Consider the following 25,842-nt stretch of genomic DNA (forward strand, 5'->3'; position numbering starts at 1 on the left):
TTATCTCTTTTAAAATAAACGAAAAATTAATTAATCTTCTATTCAGCATGATTATCATCATCAAATGCCCTCCTCGATACCCTGCATCTCTTTATCGCTCCCAATAACTTTTTTTATTTTCGTTCCTCTGCTTTTGATATTCATACAATTTATTTTTTTCCTTGTTTTGGATCAAAATAAGAGTAGCTAAAAAAAAGCAATAACCTATATATTGTGCTTTAATTACACCAAGACACTACATATAGTATTTATTCACAGTTTTATCCACAATATCCTAATCAGTGCCACGATCACCTATTTCGTGCCATTTAAGCTTGTGGATAACTCAATAAGGAGCATTACAGTGAAAACGGTTGTAATTAAACGTGACGGTTGTCAGGTGAATTTTGACCTCCAGAGAATTCAGGAAGCCATAAAACGTGCGGCGGCGGCGGTGAATATTCAGGATGATGACTACTCTCTTCAAGTTGCAACAACTGTCACAGAGTTACTTGGCAACCGTGAAAAAGTGGATATCGCTCTGATCCAAGATGCTGTTGAAAACCAACTCATGTCTGGCCCCTATAAGAACCTAGCTCGTGCATATATCGAATACCGCCATGACCGAGATAATGAACGCGAAAAACGTAGCCAACTGACCCATGATATTCGCGGTCTGATTGAACAAAGCAATGTTTCATTACTCAATGAAAATGCAAACAAAGACAGCAAAGTGATCCCTACCCAACGTGATTTGCTCGCAGGCATTGTCGCAAAGCATTACGCTAAACAACATATTTTGCCACGTGATGTGGTTATTGCTCACGAACGCGGTGAAATTCATTATCACGATCTCGATTATGCGCCATTTTTCCCCATGTTTAACTGTATGCTGATTGATCTTGAAGGCATGTTAACTAATGGGTTTAAAATGGGTAATGCCGAAATAGAGCCTCCTAAATCAATTTCCACTGCCACCGCAGTGACAGCCCAAATTATCGCTCAAGTAGCTAGCCATATTTATGGTGGCACCACTATCAACCGCATTGATGAAATCCTTGCTCCTTATGTCCACATCAGCTATGAAAAACATCTAAAAACAGCGATCAATTGGGGCATTGAAGATGCGAAAGGCTATGCTGATAGCCAAACCGAAAAAGAATGTTACGATGCCTTCCAATCCCTTGAATACGAAGTGAACACACTGCATACCGCCAATGGTCAAACCCCCTTCGTAACCTTTGGGTTTGGTTTAGGCACATCGCAAGAAGCACGCTTGATCCAACAATCCATTCTAAAAAACCGTATCGCTGGGTTAGGTAAAAATCGTAAAACTGCCGTTTTCCCTAAATTAGTGTTTGCTATTAAAAAAGGCCTTAATCACCAATATGGTGATCCTAACTATGATATCAAACAGTTAGCATTAGAGTGTGCGAGCAAACGCATGTACCCCGACATCTTAAACTATGACAAAGTTGTCGATGTAACGGGCTCGTTTAAAACGCCAATGGGCTGCCGCAGCTTCTTAGGTGTCTACGAAGAAAATGGCCAACAAATTCATGATGGTCGTAATAATTTAGGTGTCATTAGCCTTAACCTGCCGCGTATTGCCATTGAAGCGCAAGGCAATGAAGACGCGTTTTGGCAACGACTCGAAGAACGCCTAGCGATCGCCAAAAAAGCCTTGATGACACGCATTGCACGCCTAGAAAATGTCAAAGCACGCGTTGCACCTATCCTATATATGGAAGGCGCCTGCGGAGTACGACTCAAAGCAGATGATAGTGTGGCGGAGATCTTTAAAAATGGTCGCGCATCCATTTCATTAGGCTATATTGGCTTACATGAAACAATCAATGCACTATTTGGTACACAACAGCATGTGTACGACAACCCATTATTAAGAGAAAAAGCTATCGCGATTGTAGATCGCCTACGCCAAGCGACCGATGAATGGAAAGCAGAAACAGGCTATGGTTTTAGCCTTTATAGCACCCCAAGTGAAAACTTGTGTGATCGTTTCTGTCGCCTTGATACTGCTGAGTTTGGGGTTATCGAAGGTGTTACGGAAAAAGGTTACTACACCAACAGTTTCCACCTTGATGTTGAAAAACGCGTTAACCCATACGATAAGATTGATTTTGAACAGCCATACCCCGCTCTCGCAAATGGCGGTTTTATTTGCTACGGCGAGTATCCAAACTTACAGCACAACTTGAAAGCACTTGAAGACGTTTGGGACTACAGCTATGAACATGTACCTTATTATGGAACCAACACGCCTATTGATGAATGTTATGAATGTGGATTTACCGGTGAATTTAACTGTACCAGTAAAGGTTTTGTGTGCCCACGTTGTGGTAACCATGACACCAACCGTGTCTCCGTGATCCGCAGAGTGTGTGGTTATCTAGGTAGCCCAGATGCTCGACCATTTAACGCGGGTAAACAAGAAGAAGTCAAACGACGCATTAAACATTTAGGCAACGGCCAGCTGGGTTAATGCGATGAATTACCATCAATACTACCCAGTTGATGTGGTGAATGGCCCAGGAACACGCTGTACACTGTTTGTTTCTGGCTGCATCCACCAATGCAAAGGTTGCTACAACCAAAGTACATGGCGAATTGATTCAGGTCTTCCCTTCACACAAGTAATGGAAGACCAAATCATCCAAGATCTGCAAGATCCACGTATCCGTCGGCAAGGGTTATCCATTTCCGGCGGGGATCCACTACACCCCGCAAACCTACCTGCCATTTTGAAATTAGTACAACGTGTAAAAACGGTGTGCCCTGATAAAGATATTTGGCTATGGACGGGTTATCTATTTGCAGATCTCACCCTCGAACAGCAGAAAGTGGTGAGTTTCATCAACGTGTTAGTGGATGGGAAATTTGTTCAAGAATTGCATGATCCCGCTTTGCTTTGGCGAGGAAGCAGTAATCAAGTGATCCACCGGCTACGCTAACTATCACGCAGCCAATACAATTTGCTACCAAAGCCTAATTGATTATTCACCATTTTGACTTCTTGCAAATCTAATCGCCATACAGGCAACTTTGCTGTTAACGCCACAGGGAAGCGGCGACAGTAGAAATCACGGGCGGTTTGCTGTGCCGCTTCGACAATAGCAACCACCTCACCAATAAATTGGATCCCTTGGATTTGACTAACGACTTTCGTTTGTGCGGAGACTGTGCCAGCAACACGGCTGTTTTGAAGCATTAATTGACCATGACGCGAGTTCGCATCAGTCATAAAAAACAGGCTCATCTGATTAGCATCAAATGCATAATAGCAACTGGCAGGCCAGATATCATTATCTTGATAAGTAAATAGTGAAAAGACGTGTTGGCGAGAAAAATAACGCTGGATATGTTGTAAGGATTGTTGGGTATTCATCGCAAAAACCTAAGTTAGCCGTTCAGAACACGCTCTTTATACACTATTTCATGTCATCGAGCGTGCTTAAGCTGTTCTGAACGTTTAGAAATGGGTAATTTGCTAACCACTATAACCTATATGGTTCATATCGTCACAGTATGACGAATACTACTATTTATAGATTGCAGCAACACCATTCATTGAGTTTTCACCACCAGCAGAAATTACGCGGAATGAACTTGCACCAGCTTCATCAGCTTTTTTGGCCAATTGTGCGGTCAGATCATTTACACTTACAGCGCCTGTTACTGAAACATAACCTGCGGCTGGTTGGCTAGAATGTTGAACTTCTTCAGCAGCCATTGTTCCAAATGAAATAGCACTTAAAGCTAAAGTTGCAGCAACTAATGTTGATTTTTTCATAATGTGTTCCTCATTGAGATTCAGTTTTTATCAGGGAATTTTATTGTCCCCCTGTGATATGGATCATATTATGCACTTTAATTGATAATGAAAATTAGCTAATTTTGCTGTTATCATTCAAATTATTTGATCTAGATGGATGGTATTGATGACAAATTCATGAACACTGCGTGTCATTTTTTGTTTATAATTTAGTATGTTACATTTATCTTTATTCGATAACCTTTCACATTTTGGCATCTTTTTTCTCCTTTGATTTCAGCACAGAAAGATAAAAATAGGGCAACAAAAGCAAATGAATACGCAAAAAATTTGGCACATCTACCTAATTAGAGAGAAAAATAACAGGTTATATTGTGGGATCACCACGGATGTCCAACGCCGTTTTACACAACATCAAGAAGGAAAAGGTGCAAAAGCACTGAAAGGTAAATTACCACTGACTTTAGTGTTTAATGGTGCGGTGGGGGATCGCTCGGCAGCATCTAAATTGGAATTTCAGATCAAAAGACTCAGCAAACAGGCAAAAGAAAGGCTGGTACTCGACCAGCCTAGTGATATCGTTGACTACTTATTCATTCAAACAGCATCAAAGTGCGCAGAGTAAGTCACTCTCCCTTGGTGATCACTCAATGTGCCATTCTCTAATCCACAAATCATAAAATGCTCTTGTAAGTCAGGCCATGGACAAACAACATTATGCTTAGAAGCGGGTTCGAAGCCAAAACGACGATAATACTGGCTATCTCCTAATACCACGACGGCACCATAACCGAACTCATTCAGGCTATCTAACCCTTCGTAGATCAACTGCCCACCGATACCTTGCCTCTGAAATTCTTTTCTCACCGCCAGAGGCGCTAGACCAACCCATTGGACATCTTCATCATTGACGTCAACAGGGGTGAATCCTACATAGCCAATAACTTCGCCATCATCATTGGTTGCAACAACACCAAGGGTTAATAGGCCGTCTTCACGTAGTTTTTGCACTAAATTAGCTTCTGCCTCAGTTGGGAATGCCTCACGCAGCAGCTTATCAATACCCATGGCATCAACGGGGATCTCAACACGAATTAGCATGAAACAACCACAGAGCTTTTAGACTCAGTGTCCTCATCTTGTTGGGCAGCTTTGATAAAGTCCGCCAGTTGTAATAATGCAAAACGTAGTGGCGCTGGCATATTTTCTAGCTCAAACGCATCCATTAGGTTTTTGACGTATAAACCTAGCTCCGTATCACCTTCAATCACCAATCGACGTTGGAAAAACAACGTATCAGGATCTTCTTTACGTGCCGCAATCAGGATCAGATCATTCGCCGCTGCACACACATGCACATCGGCTTGCTCATCAGAGCGCACCACCAATATGCCATTTTGTAGACTAATGAACCAAACTAAGTTAAGGTCACTGACTTCAACTTTCAGCCATTTACCCTCAAGAAAATCCAACTCTCCTTCTTTGACCGACTCACGAAACTGCCAGCTAAGCAGCTGTTCTAACACTTGACGCTGTATGGCGAATGGGGTCATTTTTAAAGGCAACTTCAGTAATGAAGGACCTTTTGAAATAAGTTGAGAACGAATTTTTCCTAACATAGTACGACTCCCTTATCATTTTTGCCTATCTGCTAACAGTTACGCACTTCTATAAAGCAACCAACAGAAATCAATAGCGGTATACCTGATTATATACAGACCATATAAACTCTAAATAATTCGAGATGCAACTAGGCGATAAATAAATGCGCTGCAAGAAACATACATCAATGTGACTCGCGCGAATCAACCTAGTCAACAACGCTGCAACTTGAAATATGATATGTATATTGACAGAAAATAGATTTATTCATTTGATCCTATATCAAGATTTACACATACGACCAGTATTAATTTGTGAAAATCACCAATTAATCATCACAACCACACCGTAATCCGCACAAAATATCAACAATTGCTGTTGAAAATAACCACAGATTTATAATGGTTTAATCCCTCATTCACTGCCTTAAATCAAAATGTAGACCTGATGAGTTGACTACAATGCTAAATTGTCGAATTTCTACTCTGGAACAATTCTCATGGAATTACTCTGCCCAGCTGGCAACTTACCCGCCCTCAAAGCGGCTGTAGATAATGGTGCTGATGCTGTCTACATCGGCCTAAAAAATGATACTAATGCACGCCACTTCGCAGGACTTAACTTTACTGAAAAAAAACTTCATGAAGCCGAGCGCTACATTCACAGCCGTAAACGTAAACTTCATATTGCGATCAACACCTTTGCTCATCCTAATGGCTTTCAGCGCTGGAAAGATTCTGTTGATCTCGCTGCATCACTCGGTGCTGATGCGCTGATCCTCGCCGATCTGGCCATGTTGGAATATGCAGCGAACAAATATCCACATATAGAGCGCCACGTTTCAGTACAAGCTTCGGCCACTAATACAGAGGCAATCCGTTTCTATGCACGCAACTTTGAAGTGCATAGAGTTGTATTACCTCGTGTGTTATCCATTCACCAAGTCAAACAATTAGCAAAAAGTAGCCCTGTGCCTTTAGAGGTTTTTGCCTTTGGTAGCCTATGCATTATGGCTGAAGGACGCTGCTATCTGTCATCTTACCTTACGGGCGAATCACCCAATACGGTTGGAGCTTGCTCACCAGCGCGCTTTGTTCGTTGGCAACGAACCCCACGCGGGATGGAATCACGCCTTAATGAAGTGCTAATCGACAACTATCAAGGCAATGAAAATGCGGGCTATCCTACACTCTGTAAAGGCCGTTATTTAGTCGATGGCCATAAGTACCATGTGCTTGAAGAACCCACAAGCCTCAATACTATTGAGCTATTGCCTGACCTAATGGCTGCTAATATTGCCTCAGTGAAAATTGAAGGTCGCCAAAGAAGTCCTGCTTATGTCACTGAAGTAACACGCATTTGGCGGCAGGCCATCGATAAATACAATGCTAATCCAACCGCATTTATGGCAGAGCCTCAATGGCTAAAAACACTCGGGGATCTTTCTGAAGGCAGCCAAACTACGCTGGGTGCCTATCACCGTGAATGGCAATAAAAGGAGTCAAATATGCAGTATTCATTAGGATCAGTGCTGTATTACTGGCCCAAACACAAACTTTACGAATTTTATCAATTAGCCGCCCAAAGTGATGCAGATATTATCTATCTAGGTGAAACCGTTTGTAGCAAACGGCGTGCAATGAAGCCCGCAGATTGGATTGATCTTGCAAAACAGCTCTCCACAAGTGGCAAACAAATTATTTTAAGTACATTAGCGCTATTACAAGCACCTTCTGAACTTAAAGAGATCAGCAAATTAGTTGATAACGGTGATTTTCTCGTTGAAGCACATGATTTTGGTGTCGTTAACATGCTAGCTGAACGCAAACTGCCTTTTATTGCTGGTCATGGACTGAATTGCTATAACGCCCAAGCACTGAATATCTTATTACGCCAAGGTATGATGCGTTGGTGTATGCCTGTCGAGCTATCTAGAGATTGGCTCATTAATTTGCTAAATCAATGTGATGAATTAAAAATCCGCAATAAGTTTGAAGTTGAAGTAATGAGCTATGGGTACCTTCCACTGGCTTATTCGGCTCGTTGTTTCACCGCACGTTCAGAAAACAGGGCTAAAGATGATTGTGAGACTTGTTGTATTCATTACCCACAAGGCCGCAAGGTATTATCTCAAGAGCAACAGCAAGTCTTCACCCTCAATGGTCTGCAAACACAAAGTGGTTATTGCTACAATTTAGGTAATGAGCAAACGTCAATGAACGATTTAGTGGATATTGTGCGTATTTCCCCTGACAGTATCGATTCACTGGCAGTACTGACCCAATTTAAAGCCAATCAAACAGGGAAAGCCCCTCTCCCTATTGATGATAAAGATTGTAATGGTTACTGGCGACAAGTTGCAGGGTTAGAGATGGTGGATTAGGGGTATTATTTTATGGGGTGTGAGTGCCGTATTCACACCCTATAAAAATACAGACATCGGTTTCAATCCAATTATTTTACAATATCTATTTATATAAGAACTTAATTCACTCATATATCTATCAATAGTGGAATTCGTGAATCCTTTACCCCAAAGCCGACATCAATACCCCATAAATGGGAACAGTAAACATTTGATGAGTTATTATCGTTATACAAGAGATGAGACATCTTGCTAGTCAAATACGATAAGAAAAAACCAAATATATGCAAATTACAGTATCACGTAATTAATTAACCCATAATATAATGCGGAACAAAGCGAGACGTGTCTTTGGTAATTAATGATCTATCTTCTCGAATGCCTATTCCTGCTGGCTCATCACCAATGACCCAACTGCCTATTAATGTATAGTCAGAGCCAAATTTAGGTAATAATGCACTGGCTTGATAAATTCGCGGTTCATGTGCATATTCACCAAATTCTTCCGTTATAACCTCATTTTCGTGATTAAGGAATAGAGAAACATTGGCGCCTTCACGTGAAAATAGTGGCTTTGTGGTAAAACCTTGCCAATTATTACCCATGTCTTGTTTAAGTTTGCCGACAATATTAATCTGCTCATCGGCAAAATAAGCCGGTAATAAATTAGAATGGTTAGGAAAATAACGCCATAATAAAGGCAATAACCCTTTATTACTTAAAATCGATTTCCACAAGGGTTCAACCCATTCTGTACGCTGACTACGCAATACGGGCCCATAATCATCCTGAAACATCCACTCATAAGGGTATAATTTAAAACCTTGATGGATGATTTGATCTTGCAGATCAGTAAAAACCCCACCAACCCCTAAACCAACCTCTTCCATATACAGAAACTGAGTTTGTAACCCTGCTTGGCTAGCACAATCTTCCAAATATAGAACCGTTCCTCTGTCTTCAATCGAATCTTCACAGCAACAAAAATAGAATGGGTATTCATTTCGCCACAGTAAAAAACGCTGGATCAGTTTTTCTTGAATGGAATTAAATTGATCTGCATTAGTCGGTAATAAACCACATGCCGTCATCTCAGACAGCCATTGCCATTGAAAGAATGCAGATTCATAAAGCGATGTTGGTGTATCTGCATTATATTCCAGTAGTTTTGCAGTACTATAACCATTCCATGAGAAATCCATTCGCCCATAAAGTGAAGATTTATTCGTCTTCCAACTATCGGCTATTGCATCCCAATACAATTCAGGGATCGCCAATTGATTGAGAACCAACTCATCATTGATTGCTGTATCAACAACCTCTAAGCACATTTGATGTAATTCAGCGGTGGGATCTTCAATACCCGTTTCAATCTGATCTAATGTAAAACAATAGGCGTGTGATTCATCCCAATAGATTTCATCATCAATAATATGAAAGTTAAAACCATAATCTTCAGCTATCTGATTTAAATTCTCTCTAGGTTTAAGTGGTATTCTTAACATAATTACCCACCCTTACTTTTCGATTTGTTCCCGAAACCACCTCGAGATGTCGTGCGGGTTGAATTATGATGATAATTAGCAGGTTTTAACTTATTTGAACCATCGGAAAGCCACTTTTCTGATGACCCCACTTCACGGTAAACATTAGGCTCATATCGAGTAGAATAAAATGGACGAGCTCTAGAAAAATAATAGCTCCCCGATGAGTGAGTATGTGTTGAGCTATAGCGTTGCACTGCTTCAGGAGATTCATCAATTGAAAACCCAGCCAGTTTAGGGCCATAAACATCCTGCTCACTCAAACGATCACAATATTCGGGGGTAGCATTTTCCGCCAAACATTGATCATACTGTAAGCGGCTTAATTTACGCTTACTCTGTATACAATTGCCTATACCGTATAAATTTTCGCAAACATCGAGCTGGCTATATGTCGCCATATTTCGTATTAATTCTTGCTGCGCTTCCTCTTGTTTTTGTGCACAAAAAGAAAGGTTATATCCCGCTTGCACGCAGTCATTGGTATCCTTAAATAGCGTGATTTTAGGCGCTTCCGACTCTTGATCGCAGCTGCGTAAACCAAAAAATACCGCTCCACTCATAATAACTAGTGTCAATAACCCTGATCCTTTCCGCTCCTCTTTAGTACTCACACCAACTCGTTTAAGCTGTGGATACCCCTTATAGCCGGCCTTCTTTTTTCGCTTATGATATTTCGTTTTATTTTTCTTATTCATAGTGCATTTTTTTGATTAATAACTCATGCTGACAGCGTTCAAAATACCAAATCCAAGCGATGTCCCACCTAAAAATAAACCAGCAGAGATATTATTTTGTTCAATTTTTTCGCTAATTTTAGGCATATATATTTTGGTTGCACCGAGTACTAATAATTGAACCAATAAAGCAATAACGCCCCAAATAACGCAATCCAAAATACTCACCGAATGAGATATCGCGCTCGATAAAGGCGTGATATAGCCGATCATCGCACCAATAAACGCAATACCTGCGGCTGTATTGTTTTGCTTAATCAACACCCACTCATTATGTCGAGAAATACGCGTATAAATAAACAGAAATACCAGTACCATAATAGTACCAATGAAAAAGTAGCTGATAAAAGAAAGTAATGCTGAAAGTATAATAGAAACGTCCATAAATGCCCCTTTTAATTAAGGGCTGAAATTTATATCAATCTATTTTAAAAATAAACTCAATTAAATAAGTTCTTACAAAATGATTAATCATCATTCTTAATATGATTAAAAAATTAATTAAATACTACAATATAGAGTATATTTTAACTTTGAATTAAATAAACTTAAAATAACAACTCCACTCTATTTTTAATCATGAAGATTACGACGCAAAAAAAACGGGACTGCGCCCGTTTTTCGATTATTCATGATGCTGTTTGCGCCAACGATGAATAATATGAGAGATATGACGTAGCTCACCATCCCGCAACATGCCAATAAACACACCGATGACGGTATAAATCACACCAAGCACTAACATCATGACAATATCCATTAGCACCCCACTGAACGGAAGCCCCATTTGGTTGATACCAGCCATGGCACTCGTAGCCCAAGTAGACGGTAAAGCGTAAGCGATCATTCGTACCCACTCAGGCATCGCTTGTAATGGCCAAATTGTCCCTGACATATAAAATACAGGTGTCGTAATAAATGCCAGCGTCAGATAAATCATTTCAACACTACGTAGACACTCAGTCACTAACTTGCCGAGCCCTAATACGGCAAGTAAGAATGGGAAAGTCAGCATCCACAGCTGGTATAATGGTGCTTCTTGCCGATATCCAAGGATCCATGGCCATAAGGCAAAAAATACTGTCGATAAAAATAGCCATATTGGGATCAGCGCTGAAAGTGCGCCTAAATACACGGCCAGCGGTGGCTTACCCTTAGGTGTTCCACGGATCGCAATACTGACACGTACGCAAGCAATCAACAATGAGTGCTGTAATAGCATAACTAACAGCCCTGGAAACACAATCGCCGCAAAACTGACTCCAGGGTTATAAAGAGGCTCAGTTACACTTCGAATTGGCGTAATAATCACTTCTGCTTGTTGCTTACTATAACCTGAATCCACCAGCAGCTGAGTGTTATAGCTATTCAACAACGTTTGGTAAGCACTTACTAACTCTTGTTGGATCTGACCACTGGCTAAGCGGTTCGTCGCATCACCATAGACAGGTACGGTGATATTTTTTCCATTGAGTAAGAATTTTTCAAAATCTGTTGGGATAATAATGATGGCAAACAATTTCCGGTCAATCATGTCTTTGCGCGCTTGAGCCAAATTGTCATAGCTGTGCAACACGACCTTAGGTGCTGCATCTAAATCACGAATTAATGCACGGCTCGCAACACTATGATCCTGATCGATAACCGCAACGGGCAAATCCCACAAAACCGGTTTTGCATACACCAAACTCATTACGCATAAAGAAACCAGCAATAATAACCACATTGGTTTATCCAACATACCGAGCAACACTTTGCGGAAGGTTGCAAAATACATTTGCATTAGAGTTCCCCCCCTTGAGCTGCAATTCGTTTAGGTAATCGCTTACGGATCAAAAAAGCGGTGACGATTGGATAAATCAGTAAAAACAAACACACTTCCACAATTCGCATGAATGAAATTTCACGTAAGAAAATATCAAACATGGCGTTAAGTGTATGCGTCAGTGGCTCAATGTTGGAAATGATTTGAGCAGGTAAAATCATTGATAATTCAGGTACCGCCATACCTGAAAAGGCCAAGGCGATACTGACTAACATCCCAATTAAGCTGTAGGCCATAATCGCACTAGAGGTGAAGCTAAACAGTAATAAACCGATACTTTGCGCCGCTATCACATAAAAAAAGCCAACCATTATCATGTATAAAGGATTACCCACCACCTTAGCATCAAAAATGCTCACTAACGCGGCCAATTCCACCACTAATAATGTAGTAAAAAATAGCGTATAAGGTGCCATTTTCCCTAAAACTGCCATCGAAAACGGTTTCACACTTTGTAATATAGAGCTACGCGATAACGTATAGATGGTGCAAGTCACCACAAATAGCTGCAACATATGGATCGTCGCTGCAAATTGCTGATAATAGATATAACTACCACTTGGATTAAATAAGCTATCGTAGGAAAGTGTCACTTGTGCCAATTGCGGCAATGCTTTCCCCATGGAGCTCGCTAATTGAGTACGATATTTCGCATTCAGTTCAGCGACTAATCCACTAAAATCTTGAATGGCATAACTGCCTGAAGCATAGAATAACGCATTGTAGTACATACGTAGTTCGGGCTGACGCCCACGCAACACGTCTGCTTCAAAATTGGTTGGAATATATAGCAGTGCATAATCTTTCGCACTCGCCAAGCGTTTTAATGACGTATTGAGGTTATTATCAATCGCTTTAACGTCTGCATGAGGCCCTGCATTTAAGTCTCTCACCACGAGTCTTGAGGCTGGGCTGATATCGTTATCCACCACAGAAACGGGGAGATCCATCAGTGTGCCTTCTGAAAAGTTAGCACTTACCAACGTAAATAGCATCAGCGGAAATAACCAGCTTAACCAATGAAAAACTGGACTACGAATGGCGGCTTGTGTTTCTCGACTAAAAGCATGTTCAAAACCATGCCAAGCGAATTTTAATTTCATATTCGCGCCTTTTATTTATCCCAACGCCATAACACGCTCATACCAGGTCTTAGGCCATCAATGGATTCCAACGGATACAAACGGACTTCAAAGGTTTTCAAGTCAAAATCACCTGTGGCTCGAGTTGCCCTTTTCGTTGCGTAATCCCCTTTCGGCGCAATGTAACGCACTTCCGCTTCAATCTTTTTATCACCTAACGCAGGCACATCAAGCTGAACCTTATCGCCTTTTTTCACATCAACAAGGATGTCTTCACGTAAGTTATAAATAAAATACGCTTGGGGGATGCGGACCATGGTGAGTAATGGACTACCTGCATTGAAAATTTCCCCCACTTCAGCGGGAATTGGACCAACTTCACCATCGACAGGAGCTTTGACTTGTAAATCATCGAGTTGTACTTGTAGTTCAGCTAATTTTTGCTCTGCCTCATTGAGCTCTGCCTGATATTTTTGGCGCAGTTCAATGCGGTCACCGTTTTTCGCCTCTTCAAGTTGTGCTTTAGCGCCTTGAACTTGCTGAAAAGCCACATCTTTAGCTTTACGTGAGCTATCAAGCTCATTAGCTGACACGTATCCTTTACCCGATAAATTGCTTAAACGGTTATATTCACGAGTGGCATTCTGATACTGAGATTCCGCTTGCGATAATGATGCTTGTAAATTACGGATGGTCTCTTCACGAGTTCCATGAAGTGATTGATCGAGTTGCGCCTGAGCTTGATCTCTTGCGGCTTTCAGTGCCGCATACTGGGCTGCTAGCTCAGGACTTTCTAATGTAATTAACAGCTGCCCTTTTTTAACATCATCTCCGCGCTCGACATGACGTTCAATCACTCGCCCTTTAGCTTTCGATGTCACCATAACTTCAGGTGCGTCAACTTCACCTTGTAATAATAAAAATTGGTTATGGGAATGAAAAAGTGCCGCCGCCGCTATCAAAATCAGCATCAACAAAATCAGTGCTATTGTTCTTTTTTTCATTATTAGTAAAACCTTAAATAATCACGGAGGAAACTATGGCAATAAAATTATCGCAGTAATTGCCGATACAGCGTTAATAAATTTGTGCGCAAGGTCACACATAGAAGGGGAAAACGTCTATTATTGAACCAATTACAGTCTTATGTCAAATATACTCTACATAATGCAAAGTACAGTTGAACATCGTTAACATCTCTATAAGAGGCATTATATACTCTAAATAATTCGAGGTGCAGCTAGGCGACAAGTGAACCAATCGCTAGGCGCATAGAAAACCATATGACTGGCGTGAGTGAACGTAGTCAACAACGCTGCAATTTGAAGTATGACGAGTATAACCAGTATAAAGATAGCATAGCTTGACCAAATCACTATTCTCCTATCAGCCCATTACGCTACAATCGCTATCAGTCGGTTACACAACAATCGCCCTCTTAAAGCAGCAAAACTGGAAACCTTAATGTACGAGTTCGATCTGATCCTGCTGCTCTTGCAGCAGATGTGTGTTTATTTAGTCATAGCATGGGCACTGAGTAAAACCCCACTTGTCATCCCTTTATTAAAAGTGACAATTCGTCTACCACATAAAGTGATGTGTTACGTCATTTTCTCAGTTTTTTGTGTGATGGGAACCTATTTTGGTTTACACATTAATGATTCAATCGCTAACACACGTGCTATCGGCTCAGTCCTTGGCGGTCTGCTCGGTGGACCTGCTGTTGGCTTTGCCGTCGGTTTTACAGGCGGCCTACACCGATATTCTCTAGGAGGAATGACCGCCTTCAGCTGTATGGTATCAACAATTGCTGAAGGGCTGATTGGTGGACTGGTACATCGCTACTACATGAAGCGTGGACAAATAGATAAAATATTTAACCCTCTCACCGCTAGCTGTGTCACCTTTGTGGCTGAAATCATCCAAATGCTCATTATTTTATTATTAGCACGCCCTTTCGACGAAGCCTTAGAGCTGGTTAAAAATATCGCAGCGCCCATGGTCATTGCTAATACGATTGGTGCGGCAATGTTTATTCGTATTTTGCTCGACCGCCGTGCCATTGTTGAAAAATATACCACTGCATTTTCAGCCCAAGCCTTAAAAATTGCGCTCTGTACTGATGGGATCTTACGTAAGGGGTTTAATGCAGATAACAGCATGAAAGTCGCTAAAATTATCTATCAAGAACTCGAAATTGGTGCCGTTGCCATCACGGATAGAGAGAAGATTTTAGCCTTTATTGGTATTGGTGCTGATCATCATTGTCCAGGAACGCCTATTGCCTCAGAGCAATCGAGGCGAGCTATTGATAACAATGAAGTGGTTTATGCAGATGGTAATGAAACACCTTATAAATGTTCTTTAAGCCCCACATGTAAGCTTGGATCCGCACTTGTTATCCCACTTAGAGGTGAAAATGAACGCGTTATTGGTACCATTAAACTTTATGAAGCGAAGAATCGGCTATTCAGTTCTATTAACCGGACACTGGGTGAAGGTATCGCCAGTTTGTTTTCGGCTCAGATCCTCGCGGGGCAATATGAACGTAATAAACAATCTTTATTACAATCTGAAGTGAAGCTATTACATGCACAGGTTAATCCACACTTTTTATTTAATGTCTTAAATACATTGCAAGCAGTTATTCGCCGAGATAGCCAGCAAGCAGGTCAACTCGTTCAGTATATTTCGACCTTCTTTAGAAATAACCTCAAGCGTCCAGAGCAAGGCGCCACATTAGGCGAAGAATTAGAACATGTGAATGCTTACTTACAGATAGAAAAAGCACGTTTCCAAGAAAAATTACATATAGAGCTAGATATACCAGAACACTTAAAACAAGTTAAATTGCCTGCCTTTTCACTACAACCCATTGTAGAGAATGCAATTAAACACGGTACTTCACAGTTATTAGATACTGGATATATTACAATAAGAAGTTATATACGCGGTGAGCAAGTATATATTGAGATAGAAGACAATGCCGGCTGCTATCAACCCACTACACAAAGTGATGGATTGGGTATGAGCCTAGTCGATAAGCGCCTTAAACTTAAATATGGCGAACAATATGGTGTGAGTGTGGAATATGAGCCAGAGCAATTTACACGCGTACAGTTACGATTGCCTTACGTTTTAACATGTACTCTAAATAATCCAAATTGCAGGTAAGCGACAAGCGAAGATTGACGAGAAGCATAGATAAACGCTATGACTCGGCGAGCGTAGTCACCATACCTTAACAAAAGGCGCTGCAACTTGAAGTATCACGAATATAATAAAAAGATTGAATACTTATGAACGTACTAATTGTTGATGATGAACCATTTGCACGGGAAAACTTGCGCTGTTTGCTTGAAGAACATGATGATATTGAAATTATGGATGAATGCGCCAATGCAATTGAAGCAATCGGTGTGATCCACAAAAAGAAACCCGATGTGGTATTTCTTGATATTCAAATGCCTCGTATCACTGGCCTTGAGATGGTACGCATGCTTGATCCTGAAGATCGTCCCTATATCGTTTTTTTAACTGCTTTTAATGAATTCGCCATACAAGCCTTTGAAGAACACGCATTTGATTATTTATTAAAACCACTCGAAAGCGATCGACTGAATAAAACACTCACTCGCCTACGCCAAGGCCAACAAAAACAAGATCTTGAAATCTTAAGTGATCACGAGCCATTAAAATTTATTCCTTGTACCGGCCATAGCCGCATTTGGCTGATGAAATTGGATGAAGTGCAGTATGTCACTTCGCGCATGAGTGGCGTTTATGTGATGAGCACACAAGGCCAAGAAGGCTTTACAGAGCTGACTCTCAGAACACTAGAGTTACGCACCTCATTAGTGCGCTGCCATCGTCAATATTTAGTTAACATGACGCAATTAAGTGAAATTTTGTTTGGTGATAATGGGCAAGCAGAGCTAGTCTTAAGCTCAGGGGAACATATCCCAGTAAGCCGCCGCTACTTAAAGCCGTTAAAAGAAGCACTAGGGCTCATTTAGAGTATTTATTTAAAAGATGACGCGTATAGGGAGATGATACATGGCCGACTTCTACTTACAACTTCGCACCAACTCAATGACCTTAAAAAACCTAGAGACCCATGAAGAATATACCGCAAAAGGTGATTTCTCATCGTCTCGGCTGATCATTGGTGATTTTTACGTCGCCCAAAGCCTTCTAGTGCAACTTATTGACACAATGAAACTGAGTGTTCGGCTTCCATTAACGCCACATCATCGCATTATTGTGCAAGCTTTAGAAAAAAATGAAGGCGGCTTAAGTCCTGTTGAAGTCAGACTACTCGAAGAGATCACTGTGGCAGCTTTTAACCATAAGCTTAAAAAAGTGATCGTCAGTCATGACACTCTCCCCATGCCACAAAAACATGCAGAAGAGTTATTGGATAGGAAATAATCCAAGGGCCATTAAGCCCCTCAAACTGCTGACAGACGTATTCTGTTTGCCGGCAGTGGCTAAAGTTTTTGAAATAAATGAGCAAAACCAATTCATTGATTTTCGGCTGATAATACGGAGTAGGAAAAACCATATTTTTATTCTGCTTCGTCAACAATCTCAGGAGCCATTAACTCCTTTCTCTCATACATCCTATGTCTACCATCTAACTTTACAAATAAAATTCTTGTCGTTTTTTGAAAGAAGATGACTACTCAAGAAAAAGATACACTTATTTATCCTAAAATAAATAAGTGGCAAGCAAATGCGATAGAACTACACTGCCGGATAAAACCTGTGGAGAACATGGAAAAACGAATTGGTAGAGGTGGTAGAAGTCACGTCTATCATGACAGCCAATTTGTCATAAAACAGCTTAAAAAGTTCAATTTAGGTGAGGCTAAACATGAGGTTACTATGTGTAATGCATATAGAGATAAAACCCATAGCATATCTCCAAATGCATTTATCATTGGAGAAAGAATTACAATGCCATTTGTTCATGGCCAAACACCTAATAAAATAGAAACGCTCAGTGGGATAAAAGATCTCTATGATAAAGGTTTTTTAATGGCTGACGCTAAACCTGAAAATTTTTTGAAAATAGAAACAGGACAAATAGTCCCTATTGATTTTGGCCTTATATTTTAGCCTAATAACCTATCTTCTATAGATCAAAGTGTCAAAATAGAAATAATCAGAGATTACATTAAGGGCGGATACCATTATATTCCATCAAGTTTGAAATCTGAATAGACCTCTCATATAAAAGCATTAGACTCGATGCTAGGTTCTGCAAGCCAAATGCGATACATAAATACTAAAGAGCTAAGCAATGCAGGAGTATTTACGATAAATAGAAAATAATGCAATGAATATTAACTTTCTCCAATAAAAAACCCGCAGTCCAATTGGAAGCGGGTTTTGTATTTTAACCAGTGCCGGTTTAATCAAGGCACTTAGGCATTTAATTATGCGTTATGGCTAGTGCTGCGACGACGTGGTGCCGCAGTATTATGATCTTCATTACGACCACGTGGAGCGCTGCTATTACCACGATCACGGTTTCCACCACGGCGGTTACCGCCCGCATTATCACGATCACCACCACTACGACGGTTTCCACCTTCGCGGTCGTTACGACGGCCTGCACCAAAACCACCTTCGCTACCACCTTCGCGACGTGGACCACCACGACGCTCACGACGTTCAAATGGTTGCGCATCGCCAATCAGTTGCATCTGAGTTGGTTTGTTCAGAATACGTGCACGGCTTAAATGGGTTAATACGTCAGTTGGCATGCCTTTTGGTAATTCAATGGTAGAGTGGGTACCATACAATTTAATATTACCAATATAACGGCTGCTGATGTCAGCTTCGTTCGCAATCGCACCAACAATGTGACGAACTTCTACACCATCATCGCGGCCAACTTCGATACGGTACATTTCCATATCACCAACATCACGACGCTCACGACGAGCACTACCGCCACGCTCTGCACGCTCAAAACCATTGCCATTGCTGTTATTGCGATCACGGCGACGATCATCACGGTCGTTAAACTCACGACGTGGACGACGTGGAGCATCAGGTGGCAGGATCAGGGCACGTTCACCTTGAGCCATTTTCAGCAGTGCTGCTGCTAATGTTTCCATATCTACATCTTCTGATGGAGACAGCTTAGCCAACAGTGCACGGTATTGATCTAAATCGCTGCTTTCAAATTGCTGTTGAATTTTTTCAGCAAATTTCGCCTGACGACGTTCACTTAATAGCTGAGAATCTGGCAGTTCCACCTCTGGAATAGTCAGCTTCATGGTGCGTTCAACGTTACGCAGCAAACGACGCTCACGATTCTCAACGAATAATAATGCGCGACCCGCACGGCCCGCACGGCCAGTACGACCGATACGGTGAACGTAAGATTCTGCATCCATTGGAATATCATAGTTAACAACTAGGCTGATACGCTCAACGTCAAGACCGCGAGCCGCAACGTCAGTTGCAATCAATATATCCAAACGACCATCTTTTAAACGCTCTAAGGTTTGTTCACGCAGTGCTTGGTTCATATCACCATTCAGTGCCGCACTGTTGTAACCATTACGCTCAAGCGCTTCAGCGACTTCCAATGTTGCGTTTTTAGTACGCACAAAGATGATTGCAGCATCGAAATCTTCAGCTTCTAAGAAACGAACTAATGCTTCGTTCTTACGCATGCCATACACAGTCCAATAGCTTTGAGCAATATCTGGACGTGTTGTAATGCTAGCTTGAATGCGGATCTCTTTAGGCTCTTTCATGAAACGGCGTGTAATACGACGAATTGGCTCAGGCATAGTCGCAGAGAACAACGCAGTTTGATGATCAGCTGGAATTTGGCTCATGATGTTTTCAACATCTTCAATAAAGCCCATACGTAGCATTTCATCGGCTTCGTCTAATACGAGGCCTTTCAATTTAGAAAGATCCAAAGTACCACGTTTTAGATGGTCAAGTAGGCGGCCAGGCGTACCGACAACCACTTGCGGGCCTTGGCGCAGAGCACGTAATTGTACGTCATAGCGTTGGCCACCATACAGAGCAACAACATTAACGCGGCTCATGTGTTTAGAGAAATCGCCCATCGCTTCAGCAACTTGAACAGCCAACTCACGAGTTGGAGCAAGAACCAAAATTTGTGGGGCTTTTAAATCAGGATCGATGTTATGGAGTAACGGCAAACTAAAAGCAGCAGTTTTACCACTACCTGTTTGGGCCATCCCCAGCACATCATTACCTTCCATCAACAATGGGATACATTGCTGCTGGATCGGTGAAGGTTTTTCGTATCCCAGGTCGTTTAGTGCAGTCAAAATAGACGCTGATAAACCTAAATCAGCGAAAGAGATATCAGTCTCGGTGGTCATGTAAAGGTGCCTCATACTTAATGGCGGCCAGTTTACATAACCGTACGAAATTCATTTCGGTCATTTTCATTTAAAATGTGAACTGGCTCAAATTGTGTTATTAAACGAACAAATAGGCCGTCACCCCTAAAGATGATGGCTCAAAAAATAGTCATGAAATGTTCGTCAGCTATTGCTGGCCCGATTCTAAAAGGTCGTCTTGTTCTTGGCCTAACAGCGCCAATTCCAACAATGCATAGCGGTGTTCAACAAAGCTGTGAGCGTTGTTAGCCACCGTCAGTTTGAATAACGCAGTTGCGCTATCCTTATCCCCCAGACTTAGGTAATGCTTACCTAAATAGAAGTTAGTTTCACTGAGATGCTCAGCGAGCGAAGTGTTATCCGTAAAAGTTTCTTTCAAACGCGTCATCAATGTATTTTCACTGATGTCACCTAAATAAAACTCTACGATATTCCAGCCCCATTGCCCCTTCTCCGCACGATTATAGCGAGCAGCAAGATTTTCTTGCGCTATACGCGGGTCTATGTCTTTTTCAACAAGATAAAGCCATAGAGAACGAAAAGGATCATTTGGATCTATCTGATAATACGCCAGCAGATCATCCTGCGCTAATTTATGACGGCCACCGTAATATAATGCGATGCCACGGTTCATACGCGCGAAATTGTAAGTTGGATCAAGCTCTAATACAGAATCAAACGCTTCATAGGCGGCATCATAATTGCCAGCCTGCGTAAAATATATTCCTAAAAAGTTAAAGATTTCAGGAATATCAGGGCGGATCGCTAACGCAGTTGAAAAATCATTGCGCGCTAATGCCCTCAAACCGAGACTATCATACAACACTCCGCGCTCATATAAAAGCTGGGCGTATTCATCATCGGTTAAAGATCGGCTCGCAAGGATTTGTTCCATACGAGCCAATATCACTTCTTGCTGTAATGATGGTTGCAAAGGAACAGCAAATACCTCGTTTTTACGCCAATCTTTGCTACTACATCCAAGTAGTACAAAAAAGATAAGCGCAGAGACTACACGAGTAAACGTGTTTAAATCCCTAAACCGAAGACAGATACTGTTCAGCATACTCCGTCCTTACATTACCACTAGTTCAGCAAATTACGGCTAAATGTGCCTTCATACAAAAGGCGCTGTTTCAGTATCAGCCTACTCTGCTGAGTCCTGTTGCTGTGCTGGAACTTCTTCCGTTGCCACAGCTTCTTTCATGCTTAGGCGGATACGGCCTTGACGGTCGATTTCCAATACCTTAACGGGTACTTCTTGACCCATTTGCAGGTAGTCAGTCACTTTCTCAACACGCTTATCAGCGATTTGAGAAATATGAACTAAACCTTCTTTACCACCACCGATAGCAACGAATGCACCGAAGTCAACGATACGAGTGACCTTACCTTGATAGATACGGCCAACTTCAACTTCAGCAGTAATTTCTTCGATGCGACGAATCGCTTCTTTCGCTTTCAGGCCATCAGTTGCAGCAATCTTCACAGTACCATCATCTTCAATTTCAATGGTTGTACCGGTTTCTTCAGTCAGTGCACGGATCACTGAACCACCTTTACCGATAACATCTTTGATCTTGTCTGGATTGATACGGATAGTGTAGATACGTGGTGCGAACTCAGAGATCTCTTCACGAGGGCTGTTAATCGCTTGTTCCATCGTACCTAAAATGTGTAGACGAGCACCTTTCGCTTGATTCAATGCAACTTGCATGATTTCGCGAGTGATACCTTCAATTTTAATGTCCATTTGCAGTGCACTGATACCATCACGGCTACCAGCTACTTTAAAGTCCATATCACCTAAGTGGTCTTCGTCACCTAGAATGTCAGAAAGTACAACGAAATCGTCGCCTTCTTTAACCAGACCCATTGCAATACCAGCAACAGCCGCTTTAATTGGTACACCAGCATCCATCAGAGCCAGAGAAGCACCACATACAGAAGCCATTGAAGATGAACCATTTGATTCAGTGATTTCAGATACAACACGTACCGTGTATGGGAAATCAGCGTGGTTTGGCATAACAGCCAGAACACCACGTTTTGCTAAACGGCCATGACCAATTTCACGACGTTTAGGTGAACCTACCATACCAGTTTCACCAACAGAGTATGGAGGGAAGTTATAGTGGAACAAGAAGCGGTCAGTGTACTCGCCCATTAGTTGGTCGATTACCTGCGCATCACGTTCAGTACCAAGTGTTGCCGTTACCAGTGCTTGAGTTTCACCACGAGTAAACAGTGCCGAACCATGGGTGCGTGGCAGAACACCTGTACGTACGTCTAACGCACGAACCATGTCTTTCTCACGACCATCAATACGTGGCTCACCACGGATAACACGGCTACGTACAACTTGTTTTTCTAAGTTAGCAAGAATATCTGCAATTTCAGAAGTATCGACGTTTTCGTCTTCAGCAACAATTGCCGCGGTGACTTCATCTTTAATCAAGTCAACTTGTGCGTAACGCTCTTGTTTCTCAGTGATACGGTATGCATCGCCCATACGGCTTTCAGCCAAGGCAGCAACTTTATCTTGCAGAGCTTGGTTAACTGGCTCAGGTTGCCAATCCCATTTTTCTTTGCCTGCTTCTTTTACTAATTCATTAATTTCATTGATAACAACTTGTTGTTGGTCATGACCAAAAACAACGGCACCAAGCATTTGCTCTTCGCTTAACAGCTCAGCTTCTGATTCAACCATCAGAACAGCACTTTCAGTTCCTGCAACCACTAAATCAAGGCGGCTTGATTTCAATTCGTCAGCAGTTGGGTTCAATACATATTCATCATTGATAAAACCAACACGAGCTGCGCCGATTGGGCCATTGAAAGGAACACCTGACAGAGCTAATGCAGCTGATGCACCGATCATTGCAACGATATCTGGGTTAACTTGTGGGTTAACAGACACCACAGTAGCGATGATTTGGATTTCGTTCAGGAAGCCTTCTGGGAACAGTGGGCGTAGTGGACGGTCAATCAGGCGAGCGATCAGGGTTTCACCTTCGCCAGGGCGACCTTCACGACGGAAGAAACTACCTGGGATACGACCAGCGGCATAGGTACGCTCTTGATAGTTAACCGTCAGAGGGAAAAAGTCTTGCCCTTCTTTAACTTTTTTCTGAGCTACCGCAGTAACGAAAACCGCAGTATCATCCATATTCACCATTACCGCGGCTGTCGCTTGGCGAGCGATCATACCAGTTTCAATGGATACAGTGTGCTGACCGTATTGGAATTTGCGAACGATAGGATTTAACAAAATATTACCCTTCATTTTTAGGCCGCTGGAGCTTTTCTAGCGACATTGGCTTTCTCTTCCTACCACAGCCTCGCGACTAATGAGAACACTGATGTTCATGTTATCAATTTTCTCATTAGCCGCGCGAATCGGTGTAGCTGAAGAGGCGTTAATAAAACAATTAATTACGGATCATAGCTTAGCATTTAAGTTAAGTATAATTCGAGTATTACTTCAACTTTAATATAACTTTTAGAAGAAAAGGGGCCGGTGGCCCCTTTTCACTGAAACTGACGATACTCGTCCTACTTCAAGTCACAGCGTTGTTAACTCTATTCACTCGCACTAGTCACATACTGATGTATGCGCTTAGTATCTCACTCATTTGTCGCCTAGCTGCGCCTCGAATTATTTAGAGTAAAGACTAGCGACGCAGGCCTAAACGCTCGATAAGAGCGGTATAACGCGCGATGTCTTTGCCTTTCAAGTAAGCTTGCAATCTACGACGCTGAGCAACCATACGCAGCAGACCACGACGGCTGTGGTGATCTTTTTTATGCTCTGAAAAGTGGCTTTGCAGATGGTTGATTTGAGCAGTTAACAGAGCGATTTGAACTTCGCTTGAACCAGTGTCGTTTTCACCGCGGCCGAATTCAGCAACGATTTTTGCTTTCGCTTCAGTACTTAGAGACATAATAAACTCCAAATGTATAAATGTATGTAATGAGAGCCAATCTCTAATTTAGCATCTCACAGATTAAGCGCCGCTATTCTACGCTGCTTAACGGCGCAAAGCAATAAGTGCCGCGATGCGGATTATTCATTTTCGACGACTAAACGTCGCGGCGCAACCCGAAGATCTTCACTGATCACCGCAATCCCAATAAAGCATTGAGAGTCACCTCGAGTCACTCTGATCATCGTACCTTCAGCTAATCCACCAATATCGGCTCTAACTGGTTGACCTTGCTTAAAATAAGCGGCTGTTTCTTCAGTTAAATTGACCGCTGGAAAATGCACGACAGCGGTATCCATCGGTAACAATAAACTATCGAGTAATGACTCAAAAGAGCCCTCACCTGCATCGACTCTTGCTCTTAGCTCTGCTAACTGTTCCAATGTCACCATCCGTTCGTACGGATAATTTGCCACTTGAACTCGGCGCAAATAGGTCACATGAGCACCACAGCCTAACATTTCACCTAAATCATCAATGATGGTTCGAATATAAGTGCCTTTAGAACAGTGGATTTCCAGCTCAAGCTCATTACCTTCTAAGCGAATAAACTGTAACTCATAGACTGTAATTGGGCGGGCTTCGCGCTCTACGGTGATCCCCTTTCGTGCATACTCATACAGAGGGCGTCCTTGATGTTTCAATGCGGAATACATTGAGGGAACTTGCAAAGTATCACCACGAAAGTGCTCTAAAGCCTCATCAAGCTGAGCTTGTGTAAACTCAATGTTACGCTCACTGATGATTTCTCCGTGAGAGTCAGAAGTGTCGGTACGTTGCCCCAAGCGAGCAATTACACGATAACGTTTATCTGAATCAAGTAAAAACTGAGAGAATTTGGTTGCTTCACCAAGACACACTGGGAGCATCCCTGTTGCAAGTGGATCTAACGCACCGGTGTGGCCCGCTTTATTTGCATTGAAGAAGCGCCGCACTTTTTGCAGCGCATCATTTGAAGAAATATCAGTAGGTTTATCCAGCAGCACAACGCCATCTATATTACGGCCGCTACGACGACGCCCCATTATTTTTCCTCTTTATCGTCCGCATTTGCACGGCGTATTTCATCATTACGAATAACATTAGAAACTAAGTTAGACATACGCATACCATCAACCAATGAGCTATCGTAAGAGAACGTTAACTCAGGAATGACACGTAAACGCATTGCTTTTCCGAGTAAAGAACGAATAAAGCCTGAAGCTTCATTTAGCGCTTTAATACCATCTTGAACCATTTGTGACTCATGTTCTTCATGAGAAATGTTTAAGAAAGTGACAAATACTTTTCCGTAGGCCAAGTCTCTTGATAATTCAACACCCGAAACGGTTGCCATACCAATGCGAGGATCTTTCACTTCGCGCTGCAAGATAATTGCAATTTCTTTTTGCATTTCTTGTGCTACACGCTGAGAACGACTAAATTCTCTTGCCATATCCATATCTCCGATACATAGGGGGGCATAAGCCCCCCTAGGAATATATCAATGAGCTCCACACATATTAGATGTGTGATTACTCGTGAAA

Annotated in this window: 25 protein-coding genes; 9 read left to right on the forward strand and 16 right to left on the reverse strand. The window is 41.9% G+C overall.

Annotation, left to right across the window (positions count from 1 at the left end):
- The first annotated feature begins 343 nt into the window (after window positions 1–343).
- Both nrdD and nrdG read left to right on the forward strand, forming a co-directional pair.
- Complete coding sequence (gene nrdD / locus JI723_RS18005) at window positions 344–2,482, forward strand: anaerobic ribonucleoside-triphosphate reductase (protein ID WP_283125971.1); 2,139 nt, start codon at window positions 344–346, stop codon at window positions 2,480–2,482.
- A 4-nt stretch (window positions 2,483–2,486) separates the two neighbouring features.
- Window positions 2,487–2,951 (forward strand): anaerobic ribonucleoside-triphosphate reductase-activating protein, encoded by a 465-nt coding sequence (gene nrdG, locus JI723_RS18010; RefSeq protein WP_319067305.1) that lies wholly within the window; start codon window positions 2,487–2,489, stop codon window positions 2,949–2,951.
- Here nrdG and JI723_RS18015 read toward each other — a convergent pair.
- Both JI723_RS18015 and JI723_RS18020 read right to left on the reverse strand, forming a co-directional pair.
- Window positions 2,948–3,385 (reverse strand): YhbP family protein, encoded by a 438-nt coding sequence (locus JI723_RS18015; RefSeq protein ID WP_140181035.1) that lies wholly within the window; start codon window positions 3,383–3,385, stop codon window positions 2,948–2,950. The genes nrdG and JI723_RS18015 overlap by 4 nt on opposite strands.
- Before the next feature lie 153 nt (window positions 3,386–3,538).
- The gene (locus JI723_RS18020; protein ID WP_070925555.1) at window positions 3,539–3,790 is read right to left on the reverse strand and encodes a YdgH/BhsA/McbA family protein; all 252 of its coding nucleotides are present in this window, start codon (window positions 3,788–3,790) and stop codon (window positions 3,539–3,541) included.
- A gap of 295 nt (window positions 3,791–4,085) precedes the next feature.
- On the opposite strand from JI723_RS18020, the gene JI723_RS18025 reads away from it, so the two are divergent.
- Window positions 4,086–4,397, forward strand: a complete 312-nt coding sequence (locus JI723_RS18025) for a GIY-YIG nuclease family protein (RefSeq protein ID WP_319067307.1) — start codon at window positions 4,086–4,088, stop codon at window positions 4,395–4,397.
- Here the strand turns inward: JI723_RS18025 and JI723_RS18030 are convergent.
- Window positions 4,370–4,873: a GNAT family N-acetyltransferase gene (locus tag JI723_RS18030; RefSeq protein WP_140181037.1), complete on the reverse strand. Its 504-nt coding sequence runs from the start codon at window positions 4,871–4,873 to the stop codon at window positions 4,370–4,372. The genes JI723_RS18025 and JI723_RS18030 overlap by 28 nt on opposite strands.
- Entirely contained in the window at window positions 4,867–5,391 is a 525-nt protein-coding gene (gene ubiT / locus JI723_RS18035; RefSeq protein ID WP_319067309.1) for a ubiquinone anaerobic biosynthesis accessory factor UbiT, read from the reverse strand. Before ubiT ends, JI723_RS18030 begins: the two co-directional genes overlap by 7 nt.
- A 482-nt stretch (window positions 5,392–5,873) precedes the next feature.
- On the opposite strand from ubiT, the gene ubiU reads away from it, so the two are divergent.
- Window positions 5,874–6,869 carry a ubiquinone anaerobic biosynthesis protein UbiU gene (gene ubiU / locus JI723_RS18040; protein WP_318707051.1) on the forward strand — a complete coding sequence of 332 codons (996 nt, stop codon included), beginning with the start codon at window positions 5,874–5,876 and terminating at the stop codon, window positions 6,867–6,869.
- A 12-nt stretch (window positions 6,870–6,881) separates the two neighbouring features.
- Window positions 6,882–7,757, forward strand: coding sequence for a U32 family peptidase (locus JI723_RS18045; RefSeq protein ID WP_319067310.1), 876 nt, complete (start codon window positions 6,882–6,884; stop codon window positions 7,755–7,757).
- Window positions 7,758–8,050: 293 nt separating this feature from the next.
- Here JI723_RS18045 and JI723_RS18050 read toward each other — a convergent pair whose 3' ends face one another.
- From JI723_RS18050 to JI723_RS18075, 6 genes are all read right to left on the reverse strand, one after another.
- The gene (locus JI723_RS18050) at window positions 8,051–9,244 is read right to left on the reverse strand and encodes a glutathionylspermidine synthase family protein (protein WP_337979627.1); all 1,194 of its coding nucleotides are present in this window, start codon (window positions 9,242–9,244) and stop codon (window positions 8,051–8,053) included.
- A 2-nt stretch (window positions 9,245–9,246) separates the two neighbouring features.
- Complete coding sequence (locus JI723_RS18055; protein ID WP_319067311.1) at window positions 9,247–9,981, reverse strand: DUF1190 domain-containing protein; 735 nt, start codon at window positions 9,979–9,981, stop codon at window positions 9,247–9,249.
- 15 nt (window positions 9,982–9,996) lie between these two features.
- Window positions 9,997–10,404, reverse strand: coding sequence for a DUF350 domain-containing protein (locus JI723_RS18060; RefSeq protein WP_070925562.1), 408 nt, complete (start codon window positions 10,402–10,404; stop codon window positions 9,997–9,999).
- 241 nt (window positions 10,405–10,645) lie between these two features.
- The gene (locus tag JI723_RS18065; protein WP_070925563.1) at window positions 10,646–11,803 is read right to left on the reverse strand and encodes an ABC transporter permease; all 1,158 of its coding nucleotides are present in this window, start codon (window positions 11,801–11,803) and stop codon (window positions 10,646–10,648) included.
- Window positions 11,803–12,948 (reverse strand): ABC transporter permease, encoded by a 1,146-nt coding sequence (locus JI723_RS18070; protein WP_070925564.1) that lies wholly within the window; start codon window positions 12,946–12,948, stop codon window positions 11,803–11,805. The genes JI723_RS18065 and JI723_RS18070 overlap by 1 nt, the downstream gene beginning before the upstream one ends.
- Before the next feature lie 11 nt (window positions 12,949–12,959).
- The gene (locus JI723_RS18075; protein ID WP_319067314.1) at window positions 12,960–13,931 is read right to left on the reverse strand and encodes an HlyD family secretion protein; all 972 of its coding nucleotides are present in this window, start codon (window positions 13,929–13,931) and stop codon (window positions 12,960–12,962) included.
- 460 nt (window positions 13,932–14,391) lie between these two features.
- Here JI723_RS18075 and JI723_RS18080 point away from each other — a divergent pair, with 460 nt between their 5' ends.
- The 4 genes from JI723_RS18080 to JI723_RS18095 all read left to right on the forward strand — a co-directional run bounded on the left by JI723_RS18080 (window position 14,392) and on the right by JI723_RS18095 (window position 18,048).
- Complete coding sequence (locus JI723_RS18080; protein ID WP_319067316.1) at window positions 14,392–16,101, forward strand: sensor histidine kinase; 1,710 nt, start codon at window positions 14,392–14,394, stop codon at window positions 16,099–16,101.
- A gap of 125 nt (window positions 16,102–16,226) precedes the next feature.
- Entirely contained in the window at window positions 16,227–16,943 is a 717-nt protein-coding gene (gene btsR, locus JI723_RS18085; RefSeq protein WP_070925567.1) for a two-component system response regulator BtsR, read from the forward strand.
- Window positions 16,944–16,983: 40 nt separating this feature from the next.
- Entirely contained in the window at window positions 16,984–17,358 is a 375-nt protein-coding gene (locus tag JI723_RS18090; RefSeq protein WP_140181047.1) for a YjaA family stress response protein, read from the forward strand.
- Window positions 17,359–17,604: 246 nt separating this feature from the next.
- Window positions 17,605–18,048 carry a hypothetical protein gene (locus tag JI723_RS18095; protein ID WP_319067318.1) on the forward strand — a complete coding sequence of 148 codons (444 nt, stop codon included), beginning with the start codon at window positions 17,605–17,607 and terminating at the stop codon, window positions 18,046–18,048.
- A 320-nt stretch (window positions 18,049–18,368) separates the two neighbouring features.
- On the opposite strand, the gene JI723_RS18100 is transcribed toward JI723_RS18095, so the two are convergent.
- From JI723_RS18100 to rbfA, 6 genes are all read right to left on the reverse strand, one after another.
- On the reverse strand, window positions 18,369–20,309 hold the full coding sequence (locus JI723_RS18100) for a DEAD/DEAH family ATP-dependent RNA helicase (RefSeq protein WP_319067319.1): 1,941 nt from the start codon (window positions 20,307–20,309) through the stop codon (window positions 18,369–18,371).
- A 169-nt stretch (window positions 20,310–20,478) separates the two neighbouring features.
- On the reverse strand, window positions 20,479–21,396 hold the full coding sequence (gene nlpI, locus JI723_RS18105) for a lipoprotein NlpI (protein ID WP_070925570.1): 918 nt from the start codon (window positions 21,394–21,396) through the stop codon (window positions 20,479–20,481).
- Between the two features lie 81 nt (window positions 21,397–21,477).
- A complete protein-coding gene (pnp, locus tag JI723_RS18110; protein WP_319067321.1) occupies window positions 21,478–23,601 on the reverse strand; it encodes a polyribonucleotide nucleotidyltransferase in 2,124 nt (707 codons plus the stop codon).
- Between the two features lie 403 nt (window positions 23,602–24,004).
- Window positions 24,005–24,274, reverse strand: coding sequence for a 30S ribosomal protein S15 (rpsO, locus tag JI723_RS18115; protein WP_006657959.1), 270 nt, complete (start codon window positions 24,272–24,274; stop codon window positions 24,005–24,007).
- 122 nt (window positions 24,275–24,396) lie between these two features.
- The gene (truB, locus tag JI723_RS18120; protein WP_319067323.1) at window positions 24,397–25,341 is read right to left on the reverse strand and encodes a tRNA pseudouridine(55) synthase TruB; all 945 of its coding nucleotides are present in this window, start codon (window positions 25,339–25,341) and stop codon (window positions 24,397–24,399) included.
- A complete protein-coding gene (rbfA, locus tag JI723_RS18125) occupies window positions 25,341–25,751 on the reverse strand; it encodes a 30S ribosome-binding factor RbfA (protein ID WP_070925673.1) in 411 nt (136 codons plus the stop codon). The genes truB and rbfA overlap by 1 nt, the downstream gene beginning before the upstream one ends.
- Between the last annotated feature and the right edge of the window lie 91 nt (window positions 25,752–25,842).

This window comes from Providencia manganoxydans, from assembly GCF_016618195.1.
GTDB classification, from domain to species: Bacteria; Pseudomonadota; Gammaproteobacteria; order Enterobacterales; family Enterobacteriaceae; genus Providencia; species Providencia manganoxydans.

What these genes read in the sequence shown, in the direction of transcription:
- nrdG (WP_319067305.1), top strand. Translation starts at nt 2,487, where the DNA reads ATGAATTACCATCAATACTACCCAGTTGATGTGGTGAATGGCCCAGGA.
- JI723_RS18015 (WP_140181035.1), bottom strand. Translation starts at nt 3,385, where the DNA reads ATGAATACCCAACAATCCTTACAACATATCCAGCGTTATTTTTCTCGC.
- JI723_RS18020 (WP_070925555.1), bottom strand. Translation starts at nt 3,790, where the DNA reads ATGAAAAAATCAACATTAGTTGCTGCAACTTTAGCTTTAAGTGCTATT.
- JI723_RS18025 (WP_319067307.1), top strand. Translation starts at nt 4,086, where the DNA reads ATGAATACGCAAAAAATTTGGCACATCTACCTAATTAGAGAGAAAAAT.
- JI723_RS18030 (WP_140181037.1), bottom strand. Translation starts at nt 4,873, where the DNA reads ATGCTAATTCGTGTTGAGATCCCCGTTGATGCCATGGGTATTGATAAG.
- ubiT (WP_319067309.1), bottom strand. Translation starts at nt 5,391, where the DNA reads ATGTTAGGAAAAATTCGTTCTCAACTTATTTCAAAAGGTCCTTCATTA.
- ubiU (WP_318707051.1), top strand. Translation starts at nt 5,874, where the DNA reads ATGGAATTACTCTGCCCAGCTGGCAACTTACCCGCCCTCAAAGCGGCT.
- JI723_RS18045 (WP_319067310.1), top strand. Translation starts at nt 6,882, where the DNA reads ATGCAGTATTCATTAGGATCAGTGCTGTATTACTGGCCCAAACACAAA.
- JI723_RS18050 (WP_337979627.1), bottom strand. Translation starts at nt 9,244, where the DNA reads ATGTTAAGAATACCACTTAAACCTAGAGAGAATTTAAATCAGATAGCT.
- JI723_RS18055 (WP_319067311.1), bottom strand. Translation starts at nt 9,981, where the DNA reads ATGAATAAGAAAAATAAAACGAAATATCATAAGCGAAAAAAGAAGGCC.
- JI723_RS18060 (WP_070925562.1), bottom strand. Translation starts at nt 10,404, where the DNA reads ATGGACGTTTCTATTATACTTTCAGCATTACTTTCTTTTATCAGCTAC.
- JI723_RS18065 (WP_070925563.1), bottom strand. Translation starts at nt 11,803, where the DNA reads ATGCAAATGTATTTTGCAACCTTCCGCAAAGTGTTGCTCGGTATGTTG.
- JI723_RS18070 (WP_070925564.1), bottom strand. Translation starts at nt 12,948, where the DNA reads ATGAAATTAAAATTCGCTTGGCATGGTTTTGAACATGCTTTTAGTCGA.
- JI723_RS18075 (WP_319067314.1), bottom strand. Translation starts at nt 13,931, where the DNA reads ATGAAAAAAAGAACAATAGCACTGATTTTGTTGATGCTGATTTTGATA.
- JI723_RS18080 (WP_319067316.1), top strand. Translation starts at nt 14,392, where the DNA reads ATGTACGAGTTCGATCTGATCCTGCTGCTCTTGCAGCAGATGTGTGTT.
- btsR (WP_070925567.1), top strand. Translation starts at nt 16,227, where the DNA reads ATGAACGTACTAATTGTTGATGATGAACCATTTGCACGGGAAAACTTG.
- JI723_RS18090 (WP_140181047.1), top strand. Translation starts at nt 16,984, where the DNA reads ATGGCCGACTTCTACTTACAACTTCGCACCAACTCAATGACCTTAAAA.
- JI723_RS18095 (WP_319067318.1), top strand. Translation starts at nt 17,605, where the DNA reads ATGACTACTCAAGAAAAAGATACACTTATTTATCCTAAAATAAATAAG.
- JI723_RS18100 (WP_319067319.1), bottom strand. Translation starts at nt 20,309, where the DNA reads ATGACCACCGAGACTGATATCTCTTTCGCTGATTTAGGTTTATCAGCG.
- nlpI (WP_070925570.1), bottom strand. Translation starts at nt 21,396, where the DNA reads ATGCTGAACAGTATCTGTCTTCGGTTTAGGGATTTAAACACGTTTACT.
- rpsO (WP_006657959.1), bottom strand. Translation starts at nt 24,274, where the DNA reads ATGTCTCTAAGTACTGAAGCGAAAGCAAAAATCGTTGCTGAATTCGGC.
- truB (WP_319067323.1), bottom strand. Translation starts at nt 25,341, where the DNA reads ATGGGGCGTCGTCGTAGCGGCCGTAATATAGATGGCGTTGTGCTGCTG.
- rbfA (WP_070925673.1), bottom strand. Translation starts at nt 25,751, where the DNA reads ATGGCAAGAGAATTTAGTCGTTCTCAGCGTGTAGCACAAGAAATGCAA.